Annotated in this window: 19 protein-coding genes; 13 read left to right on the forward strand and 6 right to left on the reverse strand. The window is 70.4% G+C overall.

Translation table 11 applies throughout. The features are described from left to right. Position 1: 1 nt before the first annotated feature. Complete coding sequence (locus AWC30_RS15040) at positions 2-1,261, forward strand: competence/damage-inducible protein A (RefSeq protein ID WP_085111042.1); 1,260 nt, start codon at positions 2-4, stop codon at positions 1,259-1,261. Between the two features lie 21 nt (positions 1,262-1,282). On the opposite strand, the gene AWC30_RS15045 is transcribed toward AWC30_RS15040, so the two are convergent. Then, the gene (locus AWC30_RS15045; protein WP_207568457.1) at positions 1,283-2,704 is read right to left on the reverse strand and encodes an MFS transporter; all 1,422 of its coding nucleotides are present in this window, start codon (positions 2,702-2,704) and stop codon (positions 1,283-1,285) included. A gap of 114 nt (positions 2,705-2,818) precedes the next feature. Then, positions 2,819-3,283, reverse strand: coding sequence for an Rv1352/Rv1906c domain-containing protein (locus AWC30_RS15050; RefSeq protein ID WP_085111043.1), 465 nt, complete (start codon positions 3,281-3,283; stop codon positions 2,819-2,821). Between the two features lie 164 nt (positions 3,284-3,447). Between AWC30_RS15050 and AWC30_RS15055 the strand changes: the two genes are divergently transcribed. Both AWC30_RS15055 and AWC30_RS15060 read left to right on the forward strand, forming a co-directional pair. After that, complete coding sequence (locus AWC30_RS15055; protein WP_085111044.1) at positions 3,448-4,683, forward strand: acyltransferase family protein; 1,236 nt, start codon at positions 3,448-3,450, stop codon at positions 4,681-4,683. Continuing rightward, positions 4,683-5,423 carry an Rv0518 family GDSL lipase gene (locus AWC30_RS15060; protein ID WP_109562089.1) on the forward strand — a complete coding sequence of 247 codons (741 nt, stop codon included), beginning with the start codon at positions 4,683-4,685 and terminating at the stop codon, positions 5,421-5,423. The genes AWC30_RS15055 and AWC30_RS15060 overlap by 1 nt, the downstream gene beginning before the upstream one ends. Positions 5,424-5,430: 7 nt before the next feature. On the opposite strand, the gene AWC30_RS15065 is transcribed toward AWC30_RS15060, so the two are convergent. Further along, positions 5,431-6,123 carry a cutinase family protein gene (locus tag AWC30_RS15065; protein ID WP_372507220.1) on the reverse strand — a complete coding sequence of 231 codons (693 nt, stop codon included), beginning with the start codon at positions 6,121-6,123 and terminating at the stop codon, positions 5,431-5,433. A 124-nt stretch (positions 6,124-6,247) separates the two neighbouring features. Then, positions 6,248-8,548 (reverse strand): isocitrate lyase ICL2, encoded by a 2,301-nt coding sequence (gene aceA / locus AWC30_RS15070; protein WP_085111047.1) that lies wholly within the window; start codon positions 8,546-8,548, stop codon positions 6,248-6,250. A 188-nt stretch (positions 8,549-8,736) separates the two neighbouring features. Here aceA and AWC30_RS15075 point away from each other — a divergent pair, with 188 nt between their 5' ends. The 4 genes from AWC30_RS15075 to AWC30_RS15090 all read left to right on the forward strand — a co-directional run bounded on the left by AWC30_RS15075 (position 8,737) and on the right by AWC30_RS15090 (position 12,575). Then, positions 8,737-9,273, forward strand: coding sequence for a hypothetical protein (locus AWC30_RS15075; RefSeq protein WP_109562086.1), 537 nt, complete (start codon positions 8,737-8,739; stop codon positions 9,271-9,273). 38 nt (positions 9,274-9,311) lie between these two features. Continuing rightward, entirely contained in the window at positions 9,312-11,144 is a 1,833-nt protein-coding gene (locus AWC30_RS15080; protein WP_085111048.1) for a fatty acyl-AMP ligase, read from the forward strand. After that, complete coding sequence (locus AWC30_RS15085) at positions 11,141-12,163, forward strand: NADP-dependent oxidoreductase (protein WP_085111049.1); 1,023 nt, start codon at positions 11,141-11,143, stop codon at positions 12,161-12,163. The genes AWC30_RS15080 and AWC30_RS15085 overlap by 4 nt, the downstream gene beginning before the upstream one ends. A gap of 64 nt (positions 12,164-12,227) precedes the next feature. After that, entirely contained in the window at positions 12,228-12,575 is a 348-nt protein-coding gene (locus AWC30_RS15090; protein ID WP_234808111.1) for a hypothetical protein, read from the forward strand. Between the two features lie 8 nt (positions 12,576-12,583). Here AWC30_RS15090 and AWC30_RS15095 read toward each other — a convergent pair whose 3' ends face one another. Then, positions 12,584-13,357, reverse strand: coding sequence for an enoyl-CoA hydratase/isomerase family protein (locus AWC30_RS15095; protein ID WP_085111051.1), 774 nt, complete (start codon positions 13,355-13,357; stop codon positions 12,584-12,586). Positions 13,358-13,449: 92 nt separating this feature from the next. On the opposite strand from AWC30_RS15095, the gene tpx reads away from it, so the two are divergent. Genes tpx through AWC30_RS15110 form a run of 3 tightly spaced genes read left to right on the forward strand, consistent with a single transcriptional unit; the run spans position 13,450 to position 14,818 of the window. Then, positions 13,450-13,944: a thiol peroxidase gene (gene tpx, locus AWC30_RS15100; RefSeq protein WP_085111052.1), complete on the forward strand. Its 495-nt coding sequence runs from the start codon at positions 13,450-13,452 to the stop codon at positions 13,942-13,944. Positions 13,945-13,988: 44 nt separating this feature from the next. Continuing rightward, on the forward strand, positions 13,989-14,348 hold the full coding sequence (locus AWC30_RS15105; protein ID WP_085111053.1) for an NYN domain-containing protein: 360 nt from the start codon (positions 13,989-13,991) through the stop codon (positions 14,346-14,348). A 20-nt stretch (positions 14,349-14,368) separates the two neighbouring features. Further along, on the forward strand, positions 14,369-14,818 hold the full coding sequence (locus AWC30_RS15110) for a DUF2834 domain-containing protein (RefSeq protein ID WP_085111054.1): 450 nt from the start codon (positions 14,369-14,371) through the stop codon (positions 14,816-14,818). A gap of 2 nt (positions 14,819-14,820) precedes the next feature. Here the strand turns inward: AWC30_RS15110 and AWC30_RS15115 are convergent, their stop codons facing one another. After that, a complete protein-coding gene (locus AWC30_RS15115; protein ID WP_085111055.1) occupies positions 14,821-16,431 on the reverse strand; it encodes an FAD-binding protein in 1,611 nt (536 codons plus the stop codon). 300 nt (positions 16,432-16,731) lie between these two features. Here AWC30_RS15115 and AWC30_RS17445 point away from each other — a divergent pair, with 300 nt between their 5' ends. The 3 genes from AWC30_RS17445 (at position 16,732) to AWC30_RS15120 (ending at position 17,794) form a co-directional block, all read left to right on the forward strand. Then, positions 16,732-16,884, forward strand: a complete 153-nt coding sequence (locus tag AWC30_RS17445; protein ID WP_234808113.1) for a hypothetical protein — start codon at positions 16,732-16,734, stop codon at positions 16,882-16,884. 137 nt (positions 16,885-17,021) lie between these two features. Further along, positions 17,022-17,162, forward strand: coding sequence for a hypothetical protein (locus AWC30_RS17625; RefSeq protein WP_165756488.1), 141 nt, complete (start codon positions 17,022-17,024; stop codon positions 17,160-17,162). A gap of 215 nt (positions 17,163-17,377) precedes the next feature. Next, a complete protein-coding gene (locus tag AWC30_RS15120; RefSeq protein WP_133053705.1) occupies positions 17,378-17,794 on the forward strand; it encodes a hypothetical protein in 417 nt (138 codons plus the stop codon). Positions 17,795-17,821: the final 27 nt, after the last annotated feature.

Genomic DNA, 17,821 nt, shown 5'->3' on the forward strand with positions numbered 1-17,821 from the left:
GGTGAGCACACGCGCGGGCATCGTCGTCACGGGAACCGAGGTTCTGACCGGTCGCATCCAGGACCGCAACGGTCCCTGGATCGCCGACCGGCTGCTGGAGCTGGGGGTCGAGCTGGCCCACGTCACGATCTGCGGCGACCGGCCGGACGACATGACCGCGGCGCTGCGGTTCCTCGCCGACGACGGCGTCGACCTGATCATCACCAGCGGCGGCCTGGGCCCGACCGCCGATGACCTCACCGTGGAGGTGGTGGCCCGGTTCTGCGGGCTCGACCTGGTTCTCGACACCGCTCTCGACGACACGATCGCGGCGATCCTGCGGAAGCTGATGAGCCGCTACCCGCAAGCCGACTTCGAAGCGGTGCGCGCCGCCAACCGCAAACAGGCGATGATTCCGGCCGGGGCCACCGTCATCGACCCGGTCGGCACCGCTCCCGGGCTGGTCGTGCCGGGCCGCCCGACGGTGATGGTGCTGCCCGGCCCGCCGCGTGAGCTGCAGCCGATGTGGCATTCGGCGCTCGACACCGCCGCGGTGCAGCAGGCCATCGCCGGGCGCACCCACTACGAGCAGGCGACCATGCGGATGTTCGGGCTGCCCGAATCGGAGCTGGCCGACGCGCTGCGGACGGCGCAGCAGAGCATCACCGCCTTCGACCGGCTGGAGATCACCACCTGTCTGCGCCGCGGTGAGCTGGAGATCGTCACCCGCTACGAGCCGGAACTCTCCGACGCCTACACCGAGCTGGTCGAGTTCCTGCGCGCCCGCCATCCCCGCGAATTGTTCTCCGACGACGGCGAACTGATCGATGAGCAGGTGGCTCGGCTGCTGGCCGGGCGCACCGTGGCCACCGCCGAATCCTGTACCGCCGGGCTGCTGGCCGCGCGGCTGACCGAGCGGCCCGGCGCGTCGGCGTACGTGGCCGGGGGAGTGGTCGCCTACTCCAACGAGGCGAAGGCCGAACTGCTCGGCGTGGATCCGGAGTTGATCGCCCGCCACGGCGCTGTCTCCGAACCGGTGGCCCGGGCCATGGCGGCAGGCGCGCTGGCCCGGTTCGGCGCCGACGCGGCGGTGGCGATCACCGGGATCGCCGGACCCGACGGCGGCACCGACGAGAAACCGGTCGGGACCGTCTACTTCTGCGCACTGTTGGCCGACGGCCGCGGCATGGACCGCAACGTGCGGCTGCCCGGCAACCGCGCCGACGTCCGGGAACGATCGACGACGGTGGCGCTGCACCTGCTGCGCAGGCTGCTGGACTGAACCCGCCTCACCGGCGCCCGTTCAGCGTTGCGCGGCCACCAGGGCGTGCGCCTCATCCTCGGTGCTGACCGCGGGCGCCGCCCCGGGCAGCGGCTTGCCGTTGGTCTCCGGGATCAGCGCGATGCTGATCGCACCGACCACCCCGGCCCCGATCAGGTAGTAGGCGGGCCAGTTCAGGTCCTTGGTCGCCGAGAGCAGCGTGCTCATCACCAGCGCGGTGGTGCCGCCGAACAGCGAGACGAAGATGTTGAACGAGATCGCCAGCCCGCTGTAGCGGATCTCGGTGGGGAACAGCGCCGGCAGCGTCGAGGGTGCGGTGCCGGAGAAACAGGCCAGCGTCAACCCGATCATCAACAGCCCGACGAAGGTCAGCGTCGTCGAACCGTGCCGCATCAGCAGCACCGCAGGCAGCGAGAACAGCACCAGCCCGACGGCGCCCACCGCCAGGATCGGCCGGCGCCCGAACCGGTCGCTGAGCCAGCCGAAGCTGGGGATCAGCAGCAGCAGCATCACCAGCACCGCGATCTGCATGAACTGCGCGGTGGTCTGGTTGACCCCGGTCAGCCCGTATTCGGGCAGGTCGGCCAGGTATGTGGGCACGAAGCTGGTCAGCATGTAGTTGGTGATGTTCCAGGTCGTCACGATGCCGCCGCACAGCAGGATGGCCCGCCAGTGGTGGACGAACACACTGCGCACCCCGACCCGATCGGCGTCGTGCTGGTGTTCGGCGGACTGCTCCAACAACTGCTCGAACGCCGGGGTCTCCTCCAGCCGCAGCCGCAGGAACAGCCCGACCATGCCCAGCGGCAACGCGAGCAGGAACGGGATGCGGTACCCCCAGCTGAGCAGTTCCTCCTGCGGCATGACCGCGGTCAGCACCGCCACCGTCGCCGCCCCCAGCGAGTAGCCGGTGAAGGTGCCCATCTCCAGGAAACTGCCGGTGAAGCCGCGCCGCTTGTCCGAGGTGTACTCGGCGATGAAGGTCATCGCGCCGCTGTACTCACCGCCGGTGGACAGCCCCTGCCCGAGCTTGGCCACCAGCACCAGGATGGGCGCGGCGATCCCGATCGAGTCGTAGCTGGGCACCAGCCCGATGCTGAACGTGCTGACGGCCATCAGGATCACCGTCATCGCCAGCACCTTGGTCCGGCCGATCCGGTCGCCCAGCGAGCCGAAGATCACCCCGCCGAGCGGGCGGACCAGAAACGAGGAGGCGAAGACCGCGAAGGTCGCCATCAGCGACGCGGTGTCGGAGAGTCCGGCGAAGAAGACCTGCTGGAGGGTGAGCACGAAGTAGCCGTAGACACCGAAGTCGTACCACTCGGTGACGTTGCCCACCGCCGCCGCGGTCACCGCCCGTTTGACCACCTTGGGGTCGGTGACGGTGACGTCTTCCGCCCGGAGCGCGGGCTCCTGCGTGGCGTCTGCAGCCGAGGTTGCCACGCGGGTGCACCCCTCCTTGTGCGGTCAACGATGGACGGTAGCCGTTCAGCCAGCGTAGGGCATCGGCTCAGCGTGGCGCGGTCGCTCCCGGCGGCAGCGGTGCGGCGGTTGCGGTCACGGCCCGGGCACCTGCCCGCCGCCGTGCAGCAGCGATCCGAGGTTGAGCCGCCCGATGTCCCCCCGCAACCGGGCCTCGGCCCCCGCGGCGTCCAGCGGCGGCGGGGCCTCGGCGGAGTTGTCCAGCGTCCACGGCTGGCACCCGCTGGTGCGGAACTCGGTGTCGGTCGGTTCGATCCGCACGACTTGCGGTTTCTTGGTCATCGCGTTGTCGAGGAGTTTGCCGTCGCGGCTGCGTTTCCAGTAGCAGGTGCCGTCCTCGACCGGCCCGGCCGAGGTGTAGGTGCCGGGTGCGATGTCGGTGCCGACCGCGTAGTGACCGTCGGCGTCGATCACCGTCGCCGGTTCGGCGGGCTCGGCCGGCTCAGCGGGGTCGGCCGGGTCGGCCGCGGCCGGACCGATCGCTACCGCGCCGGTGACCACGAACATCGCCGCGGCCACCGCTGCTGCTTTCGATCTCATGGCCCCCCAGCGTACGCGCGCCCGACCGCGGGGGCCGAACCGCGGCGGCCGAGACGCGGCCGCCGCAGGTCCCGGATCGGGCCCGATCCTGCTGTTACCCTGCGGAAGCCGCGGCAGGCCGCGGCGGCACCGAGACCGGCAGGGACGAGCCCGGAAAGAGAGTTGTGGGCGGCGGAGAGATCAGGGCGTTGACCGGCCTGCGAATCGTGGCTGCCCTGTGGGTGGTGCTGTTCCACTTCCGGCCACTGCTCGCCGAGGCGGCCCCCTACCGCGCCGAGGCGCTCGCACCGGTGCTCGACACCGGCGCGCAGGGCGTCGACCTGTTCTTCATCCTCAGCGGCTTCGTCCTGACCTGGAACTATCTGGACCGGATGGGGGAGCGCTGGTCGGCGCGAGCCACCCTGCGGTTCCTGTGGCTGCGGCTGGCCCGGGTCTGGCCGGTGTACCTGGTCACCCTGCATCTGGCCGCGGTGTGGATCATCTTCACCCTCAATGTCGGCAACACCCCGTCCCCGGACGCGGAGAACCTGACTGCGGTCAGCTATCTCCGTCAGCTGCTGTTGGTGCAGCTGTGGTTCGAGCCGTACTTCGACCGCACCAGCTGGGACGGCCCGGCCTGGTCGATCAGCGCCGAATGGCTGGCCTACCTGCTGTTCGGGTTGCTGATCCTGGTGGTGTTCCGGCTGGCCCGGGTCACCCGGGCACGGGGACTGCTGTGGCTGGCGTTGGCGGCCACGCTGCCGCCGCTGCTGCTGCTGGTGGCCACCGGCGAGTTCTACACCCCGTGGAGTTGGCTGCCGCGGATCGTGATGCAGTTCACCGCCGGGGCGCTGGCCTGCACCGCGGTCCGCAAGCTGCGGCTCACACCGCGGGCCCGGACCGGGGCGGGCGCGCTCTCGGTGCTGCTGGTCGCGGTCATCGTCGGCGCCCTGTACTGGCTGGACGCACACCCGATCGCCACGATCCCCGACGCCCGCGGCCTCGTCGACGTCCTGTTCGTCCCGCTGGTGGTGACGCTGACGGTCGGCACCGGCGTGCTGACCCGGCTGCTGTCGACCCGGCTGCTGGTCTACGGCGGCCAGATCTCCTTCGCGCTGTACATGGTGCACGAGATCGTGCACACGGCGTGGGACTGGTTCGCCGCCGAACACCAGGTGGTCCTCAACCCGGCCGGCGGCAAGCTGGTGGTGGTCGGCACCATCGGGGTCTCGGTGGCCGCGGCGGCGCTGCTCTACCACCTGGTCGAGGAGCCCGCGCGACGCTGGATGCGCCGGATGGTCGAGGTCCGCGACGCCGACCTGCCCGCCGGGGCATGGGCGACGACGACAACGCCGTCCCCGCCGACAACGACGCAGCCCTCGCCGGTCGGGGAGACGGTCGGCGCGGGCCGTTTGGTTTGATGGTTCCCTCCGGTCGCGGTGTCCGCCGCGCCGACCCTCAACCACATCGGGAGGCAGCGGTGCGTCGGCCGGCTCTGATCATCACCTCGCTGACCCTGCTGGCCGGGCTGCTCGGCTGTCAGGCCCGCGCCCCCTACCGGCTGACCGACCATCACGTCGCGGTGAGCCACATCGCGGTGATCGGTGATTCCTACACCACGGGCTCGGTCGAGGGCGGCGTCGGGCCGCAGGGTTGGCCGGTGCGGGCCGGTCAGTTGCTCGACCACGACGGCAAGCCGGTCACGATGAGCGTGGTCGCCGAGGGCGGCGCGGGCTACGGCGTCCGCGGAAACCACGGCAGCATCTTCACCGACCTGGCCGCCCGGGCCGTCGGCACAGACGACGTGCTGGTGGTGTTCTTCGGCTCCCGCAACGATGACGTCGCCGACTTCGGCCGGCTGCCCGGACAGATGCGCGACGCCCTCGCGGTGGCGCGCCGCGGCGCCCCGAACGCGAAACTGCTGGTGATCGGGCCGCCGTGGCCGACGCCGGAGGTCCCCGAGCCGGTGCTGCGGGTACGCGACATCCTCGCCGCGGAAGCGGCCGCGGCCTCCGCCGACTTCGTCGATCCGCTGGCCGAGGGCTGGTTCGTCGGGTTGCCGTTCCTGATCGGCGCGGACGGCATCCACCCCAACGATCTGGGCCACGGCTACCTGGCCGACCGGATCGCGCCGCTGATCAACGCCCGGCTGCCGGGCTGATCCGGCGCTACCGGCGGTTGAGCCGTTCGACCACGAAGTCAGCGGCCTGACCGGTCATCCCGTTGGCCGCGTAGAGCCCGTGGGTGCCGCCGTCGTTGCCGGAGGGCGAGCAGATCGGGTCCGTGTCGATGCACAGGTTGATGGTCTTGGGGGCGTACCGGGAGCCGATCGTGATCGGTGGTGCGTCGATCTGCCGCAGGAACGCCGGGGACGGCTCGCCGAACAACGCGACCGCGGCCACGTGGTCGGCGACCCCGGCGGGCATCGGACCGTCGATCCCGTCCGGCAGGGTGAAGTTCTCCGGAACCGAGTCGGAGGTGACGTAGCCGGCCACCGCCGCGCCCTGGGAGAACCCGCCGAGCACGATCTTGGTGTCGGGGCAGTTCGCAGCGGTCGCCTGCACGTGGTTGCTCGCGTCGATGACGCCCTGCGCGGCAGTCGGGAAGTCGGTGCTGGCCGGGTAGTTGACCGGGTAGACCGTCATCGATCTGTCACCGACCCGGCCACGCAGCGCATCCACGAAACCCTGGCCGACGCCGCCGACCCCGGCCGGTTCGAAGGTGCCGCGCGCGAACACCACCTCCACGTCGGGGCAGGGGGCGGCACCGGCGACCGGGGCCGTCGCGGTCGGTGCGGTCACCGCCGCAGCCGCGGCGAGCGCACCGGCGCCGAGCAACCTCAGCCACCGCAGGGAATTCACTTCGACTCTGGTCATGCTCGCCCACCGCCTCGTCTCGCCTCAGTCCTGTTCGGGTGGAACCCAGCGTAGAACGGGCGGCCGCGAGCCGATGATTCCGGTCCGCGATCGAGGTGCCGGGCGGCGCTCAGTCCTCCTTGCGGATCAACTGCTGCAGCGCGGTCTTGTCCGGGGAGAGCAGGTCGCGGATCCGATCCTGGTTGACCTCGGCGACGATCACCTCGCCGACCTCCTGGTGCACGTCGGCGAAGATGCCGTGCGACTTCATCTTCTCGGTCTGGTAGACGTTGTCCTCGGTGGGCGTCACGTAGTAGACCGCGTCGACCTTGAACCGGTGCACCAGCCACAGGTGGATGAGGGTCATCAGGCGTTTCTGCCGCAGTTCCTCGGCGAAGGTGTTCTGGTCGCGCACGGTCAGGATGCTGCGGCCGTGCCGGTCCTTGATCGGGTCGACGATCACGTTGGCGAGGAGTTTCTCCTCGCCGCCGTCGTGCTCGCCGTAGATGCCCAGCTCGAGCAGTTCCCCGCCCGGCCGGCGCGGACGCAGCTGCACCCGCAGCGTCTCACCGATCCCGTAGTGCTCGCTCCACATCGCCAGCCACTCCTCGAGCAGCTTCTTGGGCACCTCGGTCTGCACCAGGTGCTGGTGTTGGGTGGAGCCTTCGCCCATCGCCTTGGTGGTGGCGGTCCGCCCGGAGGACGCGGCCAGCGCGGCGTCGCTGCGCGGCCCGCCGACCAGGGTCTGCGGAGTCCGGTAGGGCGATTCGATGAGCCGCATCTTGCGCTGCAGTCGGGCCAGCGCCAGCATCCCGTCCTGGCGGAGCGCACCGGCGAACTCCTCGGCGGCGACACCGTCGATCTGGTGACCGCCGTAGGTCATGAAGTTGAAGACGAAGCCCATCTTGCCCAGTTCCTCGGGGAAGCGGCGCATCTCCTCGTCGGTCATCCCGGTGGTGTCCCAGTTGAACGACGGGGAGAGGTTGTAGGCCAACATCTTGTCCGGGTAGACCGCGTGGACGGCGTCGGCGAACTGGCGGGCGTCGTCGAGGTTGGCGGTTTTGGTCTCCATCCACAGCAGGTCGGCGAACGGGGCCGCCGCCAGCGACTTGGCGATCGCATACGGAATTCCGCCGCGGATCTGGTAGTAGCCCTCCGGTGTCTTGGCGAGCTCGCAGTCCCAGGTCGCCGGCGCACCGAGTTCACGGGCCTTGGCCTGCGCGGTGTACAGCGAAGCGGTGGAGGCGAATTCGCGCCACTCGTCGGCGCTCATCGCACGGGCCTCGCCCTCGCTGGCGGCGAACTCCAGCAGGTCGGCGACCGCCTCCCCGTAGGTGGTCAGCCCGGCGTCGTCCTGCCAGGCCTGCACGAACCGGGACTCCACCGCGTCGTAGACGTTGTCGATCTGTTCCCCGCTGCCGCCGGAGCGCCAGCCCTCGACCGCTTCGGACGCGGCAGACAGCAAACCCTGCCGCTCCAGCCACGCGTCGGCGGCGGCGTACTCGCCGTCGGGCAGCGAGTACAGCAGGTGCCCGTTGAGGTCGGTGATGCCCAGCTGGTCGTGGAAGTAGCGCATCAGCGCCAGGAAACACGACTTGTACGACGGAACCGACAGGTTGGTGGCGCCGAGCAGGAACGGCTGGTCGCGTTCGTCGGCCCGGCTGTCGATGAGGTTGGCAGCCTCGGCGTCGGTGCGGGCCACGATGATGCCGGGCACCCGCATGATGTCGAGTTGGAACCGGGCGGTGTTGAGCCGCTTGATCTGTTCGTCGGAGGGGACCAGCACCTTGCCGCCCTGGTGCCCGCATTTCTTGGTCCCTGGCCGCTGGTCCTCGATGTGGTAGCCGGGTACGCCGGCCTCGACGAAACGCCGGATCAGGTTGCGCACGTGCGGATCGCCGCCGTGGCCGGTGTCGGCGTCGGCGATGATGAACGGGCGGAAGTCGTGCACCGGGGTCGCCGCGCGTTCCTCCTCGCTCATCCGGGAGCGCAGGTACTCCTGGTTGCGGTCGGCGGTGAGCAGTGCGCGCACCAGCCCGGCGGCCTCGTCGGGCACCTGGCTCAGCGGGTAGCTGGCCAGGTCGGGTCCGGGATCCTCGCTGATCGAGCCTTTCGCCGAGGTGGCCCAGCCGCCGAGGTAGATGCCCTCGATGCCCATCCGCTTGATGGTCACCGCCTGCCCCGGGGAGTAGGGGCCGAAGGTGGAGATGCTCTTCCTCTCCGCGAAGAGCTCACGCAACCGGGTGTAGAACGCCGCGGCCGCATCCCGCGCGACGGTGTAATCGACCGGGATGGTTCCGCGCTGCTGGACGACCTGGCGCGCGGTGTACAGCCGGGTGATCTCACTGAACCGCGGACCGTCGAAGTACTGCTGGGTCGCAGTCACGTCCTGCTCGAAGGTGGTCTGCGAATCCGTTTCCGCGACGGCCATGATTGCTCGCTCCTTCTCGGCGCTGGTGTTCTCTGCCCCGTCGACAAACCCTCGGGGAGACTTAGTGAGTCTGCCACTGCGGCCCAGTCTATGTGGGCGATTGCCGACGTCGCCGAGATCGCGGTGCGGTCGCCGGCCCGCCACTACACTCGACCGCGCACCGGGGGGCGATCGCGAGGAGGCCCGCGATGTCGAGGGACTGGCGACCGCAGTGGTCCGGGGTGGCGATCGCGGTGACCGCGCTGGCGGTGCCGACCGGCTGCAGCCCGACTCCACCCGCCGACACCGCCGCCACCACCGTGTCGGCGACCGCGACGACGCCGGTGACCCGGGCGCCGGCACCGCCGCCACCGCCCAGCGTCGCGCCGGCCGAGACGAGGCCGTGGGTGGCGCTGCAGACCGGTGACTGCCTGGCCGATCCACCGCCGGCCGATCCGGCCGTCGTCCTGGTGACGGTCGTGGACTGCGCCGCGCCGCACGCCGCGGAGGTCTTCCGGCGGGTGCCGGTGCCGGTCAACGACGCCGTCACCGACGTCGCCGACGTGGAGTGCGCGGCCGGTTTCACCGACTACACCGGCGTCGCGGTCGGCGACAGCCGGTACGCCATGACCTACTTGATCGATTCGATGCAGGACCGCACCGGCGCCGTGCCCGAGCCCAGCACGGTGATCTGCCTGTTGCACTCCCGCGACGGCGGCCCGACGACCGGCACCGCGCGACGCTGAGCGGCGGGGGTCTCGCGACCCGGCCCTACACTGCGGTTATGAGTGCCGCACCCGGACAACAGTTCACACCGCCGAAGGGCCTGCTGCGAATCGAGGACTGTCTTGACGACCGGGGCGAGATCGTGCTGCCCGCGGGCACCACACCGCTGTCGCTGATCGACCGCAACGTCGCGAACATCGGCGACACCGTCGCCTACCGGTATCTGGACTACACCGGCAGCGGCGAACCGCAGGTGCTGGAGTGGACCTGGGCCCGGCTCGGCAGCCGGCTGCGTGCCATCGGGGCCGAGGTGCAGCGGCACGCCGGACCCGGGGATCGGGTGGCGATCATGGCGCCGCAGAGCCTGGACTACATCGGCGGTTTTTTCGGCGCGGTCAAGGCCGGCGCGGTCGGGGTACCGCTGTTCGCCCCGGAACTGCCCGGCCACGCCGAGCGACTCGACATCGCCCTGCATGACGCCGCCCCGAGCCTGGTGCTGACCACCCGCGCCACCGCCACCGCGGTGCAGGAGGCGTTGGCTGCCCTGCCTGCGGCGGACCGGCCACCGATCCTGCTCATCGACGAGATCCCGGACTCGGCGGGCGAGGACTTCCGCCACGTCGACCTGGCCGTCGACGACGTCTCCCACCTGCAGTACACCTCCGGTGCGACGCGCCCGCCGGTCGGTGTGGAGGTCACCCACCGGGCGGTCGGCACCAACCTGGTGCAGATGATCCTGTCGATCGACCTGCTGAACCGCAACACCCACGGGGTGAGCTGGCTGCCGCTCTACCACGACATGGGGTTGTCGATGATCGGCTTCCCGACCGTCTACGGCGGGCACTCCACGCTGATGTCGCCGACGGCCTTCGTCCGCCGGCCGCAGCGCTGGATCCAGGCGCTGTCCGCCGAGGCCCGGCACGGCCAGGTGGTGACCGCCGCCCCGAACCTCGCCTACGAGTGGGCCGCGCAGCGCGGCAGGCCCGGCCCCGGCGAGGACGTCGATTTGAGCAACGTGGTGATGATCATCGGCTCCGAGCCGGTCAGCATGGCCGCGATCGACGCCTTCAGCGAAGCGTTCACCCCGTACGGCCTGGCGCCCACCGCGATCAAGCCGTCCTACGGGATCGCCGAGGCGACCCTGATGGTCGCCACGACCGCCCCCACCGTCCGCGCCGAACTGACCCATTTCGACCGGGATCGGCTGGCCACCGGCACCGTCGTGCGGGTACCCGCCGACTCGCCCACCGCGGTGCCGCTGGTGTCGTGCGGGCAGCTGGCGCGCAGCCTGCGCGGGGTGATCGTCGACCCGGCGACCCGCCGCGAGCTGCCCGACGGCCACGTCGGGGAGATCTGGCTCCACGGCGACAACGTCGGCCGCGGCTACTGGCGTCGCCCGCGGGAGACGGCCGCCACCTTCGGCGCCGTCCTCGCCGCGACGCTCGGCGACGACGGGCACGCCGGCGACGTGCCGGCGTCGGCGGGCTGGCTGCGCACCGGTGACCTGGGCGCCTATCTCGACGGGGAGCTGTACGTGACCGGCCGGATCGCCGAGTTGATCACCGTCGACGGTCGCAGCCACTACCCGCACGACATCGAGGTCACCGTGGCCGACGCCGCCGCGATGGTGCGCCGCGGCTACGCGGTGGCTTTCGCGGTGCCGGGCGACGGCGGAGCCGGGGGGCTGGTCGTGGTCGCCGAGCGGGCACGCGGCACCGGCCGCGACGATCCGCAACCGGCGGTCGACGCGATCGTCGCGGCGGTCAGGGCGACCCACGGCCTCGAGGTCGCCGATGTGCGGTTCCTGTCCGCCGGGTCGATCCCGCGGACCACCAGCGGCAAGCTGGCCCGGTTGGCCTGCCGCGCCCAGTACCTGGAGGGTGCGCTGTGACGTCCCGGACGAACCGCCAGGTGCTGCTGCGTCGCCGCCCTACCGGCCTGGTCGGACCCGACGACACCGAGCTGGTCACCGCGCCCGCCCCCGAGCCCGCTGACGGGGAGGCGCTGGTCCGCACCACCTACATCGGGATCGACGCGGCGGTGCGGACGTGGCTGGACGACCAGCCGGGGTATCTGCCGCCGGTGCAGATCGGTGAGGTGATCCGGGCGGCCGGGATCGGCGAGGTGGTCGCCTCCCGGTGTGACGCCTACGCGGTCGGCGACGTCGTCACCACGTTGACCGGGTTCCAGGAGTACGTGATCGTGCGCGACGACGTGTTCACCACGCCGGTGGCCGGAACCGACGTCGACCAGCGCGCGGTGATGTCGGTGTTCGGGCCCACCGGCGCCACCGCGTATTTCGGCATGGTCGGGGTGGGCCGGCCGGCGGCGGGGGAGACGGTGGTGGTCTCGGCCGCGGCCGGGGCGACCGGCTCGGTGGCCGGGCAGATCGCCAAGATCGCCGGGGCCCGCGTGGTCGGGATCGCCGGCGGGCCGCGCAAATGCCGCGCCGTGGTCGAGGAGTTCGGTTTCGATGCCTGCATCGACTACAAGCGCGGACAGGTCGCCGCGGATCTCAAAGAACACTGTCCGCGCGGTGTCGACGTCTACTTCGACAACGTGGGCGGCGAGATCCTCGATGCGGTGCTGGGGCGGCTGGCCCACAACGCCCGGGTGGTGCTGTGCGGGGTGATCTCCAGTTATCTCACCGGCGAGCACCCGGGGCCGGCCAACTACGTCAACCTGCTGGCCAAAACCGCGCGGATGCAAGGGTTCAACGCGCTCCACGAGTGGGGGCGCTTCGATGAGGCGTTCGCCGCACTGCGCGGTTGGGAGCGCGACGGGCTGCTGGTGCACCGCGAACACGTCATCGACGGCCTCGAATCGTGCGTGACGGCGCTCAACGGGTTGTTTACCGGGGTCAACATCGGCAAGATGCTGGTGAAGGTCAGCGAGCCGACGAGCCGCTGACCCGAACCCGGGCCGTCACCGTCAACCCGGCCCGGAAGCGCCCGCCCCGCAGTACGATTGCGTCGTGACCAGCCCGCAGCGCCGTGTCCTGGAGCCGGACGGTGCGCTGGCGCCCCGACGAGCACGCCGGATGAGCAGGCGGATGGCGGCGGTCGGTGTGCACATCCCCGCCGAGCGCCTGGTCGAGATCGCCGCGGGCTGCCCCGCCAGCACCGCCGAGATCACCGACATCCGGTTCGCCGCCACCGCGGCGCAGCTGCGCCACGAGCTGCGTCGCGCCCGTCAGGAGCGGTGGCATCGGCGCACCGTGCGCTGGTTTCTGGTCGCGGGGTTGACCGTCGCGGCACTGAATGCGCTGGCCTGCCTCGGTTATCTACTGTTCAGCACACTCGGTTCGGTCGCCGGTTTCTGAAAGGCCGGTCAGCGGCCACGCCATTCCGGGCGGCGTTTCTGCTGCCAGGCCGTCAGTCCCTCCGTGACGTCTTCGGTGGCGCCGACCACCTTGCGCATCGTCTCGCCGAACCGGACCGCTTCGGTCCAGCCCATGTCGGCGCTGCGCCAGGCCACCTCCTTGGTCGCTCGCTGTGCCAGCGGGGCGGCGCGGGTCAGCGTCCGGGCCCACTCGCGAGCGGTCTGCTGGAGCTGTTCGGGTTCCACCAACCGCCAGACCAGGCCGATCTCGAAGGCCCGTTGCGCGCTCATCGGCCGTCCACTCAGCAGCAGTTCCATGGCGTTGGCCCAGCCGACCTTCTGCGGCAGCCGGATCGCTCCGACGATGGTGGGGACGCCCAGCGACACCTCGGGGTAGGCGAACACCGCCTCGGTGCTGGCGATGACGAAGTCGCAGAACAGCACTCCGGTCAGCCCGTAGCCGACGCACGGACCGTGGACCGCGGCGATCGTCGGTTTGAAAAGCTCCATGCCGCTTTCGAAACTGTTCACGGTCGGCTTCTCCCAGAACGTGCCGCCGAAGGTGCCGACCGCGCCCGCGCTGTCCTTGAGGTCGGCGCCGGCGCAGAAGACTTCACCGGCGCCGGTCAGGATCCCCACCCAGGCGTCTTCGTCGTCGCGGAATCGGTCCCAGGCGTCGTTGAGGTCGGTGCGCAGCGCGCCGTTGATGGCGTTGCGGGCGTCGGGGCGGTTGAGGGTGATCGTCGCGACGTGGTCGTTCAGTTCGTAGGTGACCAGGCTCATGGGTGCAGCCTATGCGTGTGGTGGCCTGCGCTGGGCCGGACTGGCGGGGCCTGCCTTCCCCGCACCGCGATCCACTTGGCAGACTGGGGGGTATGGCACAGGTTACGTTTCACGGAAATGCAGTCAACACCGTCGGCGAGCTGCCCGCGCAGGGTGCAGCGGCCCCGGGCTTCACGCTCACCGGCGCCGACCTCAGCGAGGTCAGCAACGACCAGTTCAGCGGTAAACGTGTGCTGCTGAACATCTTCCCGTCCGTGGACACGCCGGTCTGCGCGACCAGCGTGCGCACCTTCAACGAGAAGGCCGCCGCCGGTGGCCTGAACGTGCTGTGCGTGTCGAAGGACCTGCCGTTCGCGCTGAAGCGGTTCTGCGCGGCGGAGGGGATCGAGAACGTCTCGGCCGCCTCGGCGTTCCGCGGCAGCTTCGGCGAGGACTACGGGCTGACGCTGACCGACAGCCCGCTGGCCGGTCTGCTGGCCCGCGCGATCGTGGTGGTCGACGCCGACGGCAAGGTGACCTACACCCAGCTGGTTCCCGAGATCGGCGAGGAGCCCGACTACGACGCCGCGCTGGCAGCGTTGAGCTGAGTTCCTCCCCGCCGGCCGCCGGGACGCGGTGGATCGTCGACGCGATGAACGTGATCGGCTCGCGTCCCGACGGCTGGTGGCGGGATCGCCGGGCCGCGATGTCCCGGCTGGTGGCGCACCTGGAGCGCTGGGCCACCGCCGAGGGCGAGCAGGTGACCGTGGTCTTCGAGCAGGCGGTGTCACCGCCGATCCACTCGTCGGTGATCACCATCGCGCACGCCCCGCGGGCCCGGCCAGACTCCGCCGACGACGAGATCGTCCGCCTGGTCGAAGCCGCGCCGGAGCCCGAGCAGCTCACCGTGGTGACCTCCGACGCGACGCTGGTGACACGGGTGCGCGCCGCCGGTGCGGCGACCCACCCGGCCGCGTCGTTCCGGTCGCGCATCGACACACCGACGGGCTGACCGCCGGTTATCGTTGCCGCATGGCCGTCGCCGGCTCACCCGCGCCCCTGTCCACCGCCCGCCGGGCTCTGTGCGTCGACTACGCGCTGATCGCGGCGGTGGCGCTGGTCGCGACCTGGAGCCAGAACCTGGCCTACGGCGTCGGAACCTCCACCGCCACAGCGTTTTTGCGTGATACGACCGTGACACCCGCGGCGCGGTCGATCACCGCCGACATCCTGCTGCTTACCCTCGCCGTGGTCGTCGTGATGGTCATCGAGGCCCGCAAGCACGGGGTACGGTTCGTCTGGCTGTATGTGGCGGCGAGCCTGCTCACCGCGATCAGCGTCACGTTTCCGCTGTTCCTCATCGCCCGCGAACGCCGGCTGGGCGCTGCCGGTACGGCGCGACTCCGGCCCGTTGACACCGCGCTGCTGGTCGTGGCGGGGGCGGCGATCCTCGCGGCAACGGTGTGGGTCGACACCCGCTGACGTCAGGCGACGGCGGTGACCGCGGCGCCGGCCCGACGCCCGGCGAACACGCAGTCGGCGATCGACAACCCACTGACGTATGAGCCCGAGCAGATTCCGACCGCGGTGCGACCGGCGCTGTAGAGGCCGGCGATCGGCCGGTCGTCGGCGTCGAGCACCGCGCCGGTGTCCTCGTCGACGCGGACCCCGCCGAGGGTGAGCATCGGGGTGGGGTAGAGGACGTTGGGCCGCACCGAGATGTCCATCAGGGTGAACGGGCCGCGTTCGATGCGCCGGCGGAATTCCGCGGGCTTGCCCACCGGGTCGGCGGTGTCGTTGTCGATGGCGTCGTTGTGTGCCTTGACGGTGGCGGCCAATCGCTCCGCGTCGATGCCGGCGGCCCGTGCGACGTCGGCCAGGGTCTTGCCGCGCGCCGCGCCGTAGAACATCAGCGCGGCGGCCTGCGCGCGCTGGAACCACAGGGTCTGGGTGAACAGTTGACGCTTGGCCTCGGCCATCAGTGTCGCGTCGGCCAGGATCCAGCCCTTGCCGCCGTGCCTGGTGACCATGGCGTGACCCAGTGCTGCGCCGTAACGGGTTTCGTCGATGATCCGCTGGCCCCGGTCGTCGACGACGATGGCGGAGATGAAGGCACTCGGCGGCGTGATGAACCGCCACACCGACACGTCGTCCATGTGTGCGGTGACGGCGCCCGCGCTCTCGGCTAGCGCGATTCCGCTGCCGTCGTCGCCGCTGGTGCCCAGCGGCAGCCCGCCGCCGAACTGCGGGGCGTAGTGTTCGCGCCACTCACTGTTGGCGTAGAAGCCGCCGGCGCAGACGATCACGCCGCGGCGGGCGACGATGCGCAACGGCCGCGCGTAGCGGGCTTCGAGGGCTGTGAGTCGCGCCTCCATGGCCCGACGCAGCGGTGGGTAGTAGACGCCGGGTTTGGTGGAGATCGCCGCCAACCGGGCATAGCGCCGGCGGACGCGGCGCGGCGCGAAGTTCATCGTCATCGTCTGCACCCCGGTCACCCGACCGGAGTCGTCGCGCAGCAGCTCGGTGACCCTGGTGTGCGGGCGGAACCGCACGCCCAGTCGCCGGGCGGACGCGGCGAGCGGGGCGTACATCTTCTTGCCCGAGGTGCCCTTGCCCTTGAAGCGGTGCCCGCGCGGCACCGGCGGGGTGTGGGCGCGGAATGCCCCGGAGTTCTCGCTGCCGGAGTAGTACAGGTAGTAGCGGTTGTTCGGAAACGAGGTCTTGTAGGGGCAGAGGCTGGCGTCGAACGGGACGCCGTGCTGCTGCAGCCACTCCAGGTTCTCCGGGCTGGTGCGCACGAACCGCTCGAGGGTTTCCGGGCGGACCGCCTCGCCGACTTCCAGCCGCAGATAGGTCAGCATCTGCTCGACGGTGTCGGTCACGCCCGCCTGCTGTTGGATCGAGGTGCCCGCGCCGGCGTAGTAGATGCCGCCCGAGATGGCGGTGGCGCCGCCGCCGTTGGCGCGGTCGACGGCGATGACCTCCGCGCCGCGTTCGCGGGCGGTGATCGCGGCGGTGGTGCCCGCCGCGCCGAATCCGATCACGACGACGTCGGTGGTCTCGGTGGTTCCTTCGGTCACGGCGGTCCTTTGCACGATCGGGATTCGGCCGCCGTCACTGTAACAGCCTCTAGCGGCGCCCTTGGCCCTCTGAACAGCGAGTAAGCCTGCCGGGGGAGCGAAGTCGAAACGTGTTCACCAGGGCTGCCTGCGGCGGTGGTTTCGCTGCTCGGCCACCGGGTACGACACACCCGTGGGACAAGGAGAGCGAGACGCCGATGACGCTAGCGGATCTATGTGGTCGCGTCGGCGGCCGAGGCGTTCCTGAACGCACGTGTGGCCCAAACGGACATCTGGGCGGACCGAATGCCTTGCGGACCCTTGCCGGTGAGCACGGTGAAGATCAATGCCGTGTTCGGCGGGGCGCCCGGGGGAGCGGCGGAACCCCGTCGGGCCGGCGGCACCGGGTTCGGGTTCGGACCCGAACTTCTCGACGAGATGACTGCCGTGAAAGTGGTGCACTGGACCGCGCCGGGACGCGGCGCCTGACCCTTCCTGTGTCCTAGCTCATATTCTTGCTATGATTGTGGCGTACGTCATAGTGAGAGGTGAGTCGGATGGGCCGGTCGGGAAAACGCGTCGTCGGCACACCACGATCCGGCGCGACCTTAAGCCTCCGACGGCTCATGATCGCGCTGTTCAGCATCGCGGTCCTCATCGTCGCCAGCGCGGGGATCGTCGCCACCGCTTCCACCGGACAGAGTTCGAACGCGATCGCCATCGGCCTGGTGGCCGGCGCGTTCTTCTTCGCTGCCGCGTTCTGTTGACGAACCGGGCCACTTCGGCCGGGGTGGCGTAGCCGGCGCCATTTCGCTGGCACGCCTCGGTTGGCGCGTCTCCGCCGCCGCACCTCCGCCAGTGCGATGACCCACCCACTTCACAGTCGGTGTTTGCCCACTCGACCAATTAGTTGTTAGGTTACCCTATGCTAATTTCTGGCAAGGGTTTTGGCGAGGGCTACGGTCAATCGGTAGCGGAGGCCGTGATCGCCTACCAGCGCACAGCGCTCAACCTCATTCTCGCCCGCCGACGGCGGATGTTCCTTGTGGTGCACCAACTCGCTACTCGACTGGGCCCTGTCCGGGTCCGCGGATCGGACAGCGCGCTGGTCCGGGCGCAGCTCGCGATCGTTCGAGACCTGATCATCGCCGGCCACGATGAGAGCAAGGCGCTCCTGATCGCGCTGGCTCCACTGTTCGGTGACGCCTCCATGAAAGGCGTCTGGCTCGATCTACGACGCAGCGGGCCGAACCTCATGAAGGCCACCGTCCAGGATGGCGAGGGTCGATTCGATGTCCGGCTCCGACACCAGGGCGGCAGGGAGCGACGCAGATCCGAGGTTTCGCGACGGTTGCAGTTGGGCAAAGTTACGGCTGCGTCGTCGCGGCGTCCGCGGTGACTCGATCCGGCTGCCATAGGGTCGGCA

The sequence above is a fragment of the Mycolicibacillus trivialis genome (genome assembly GCF_002102395.1).
Lineage (GTDB): Bacteria > Actinomycetota > Actinomycetes > Mycobacteriales > Mycobacteriaceae > Mycobacterium > Mycobacterium triviale.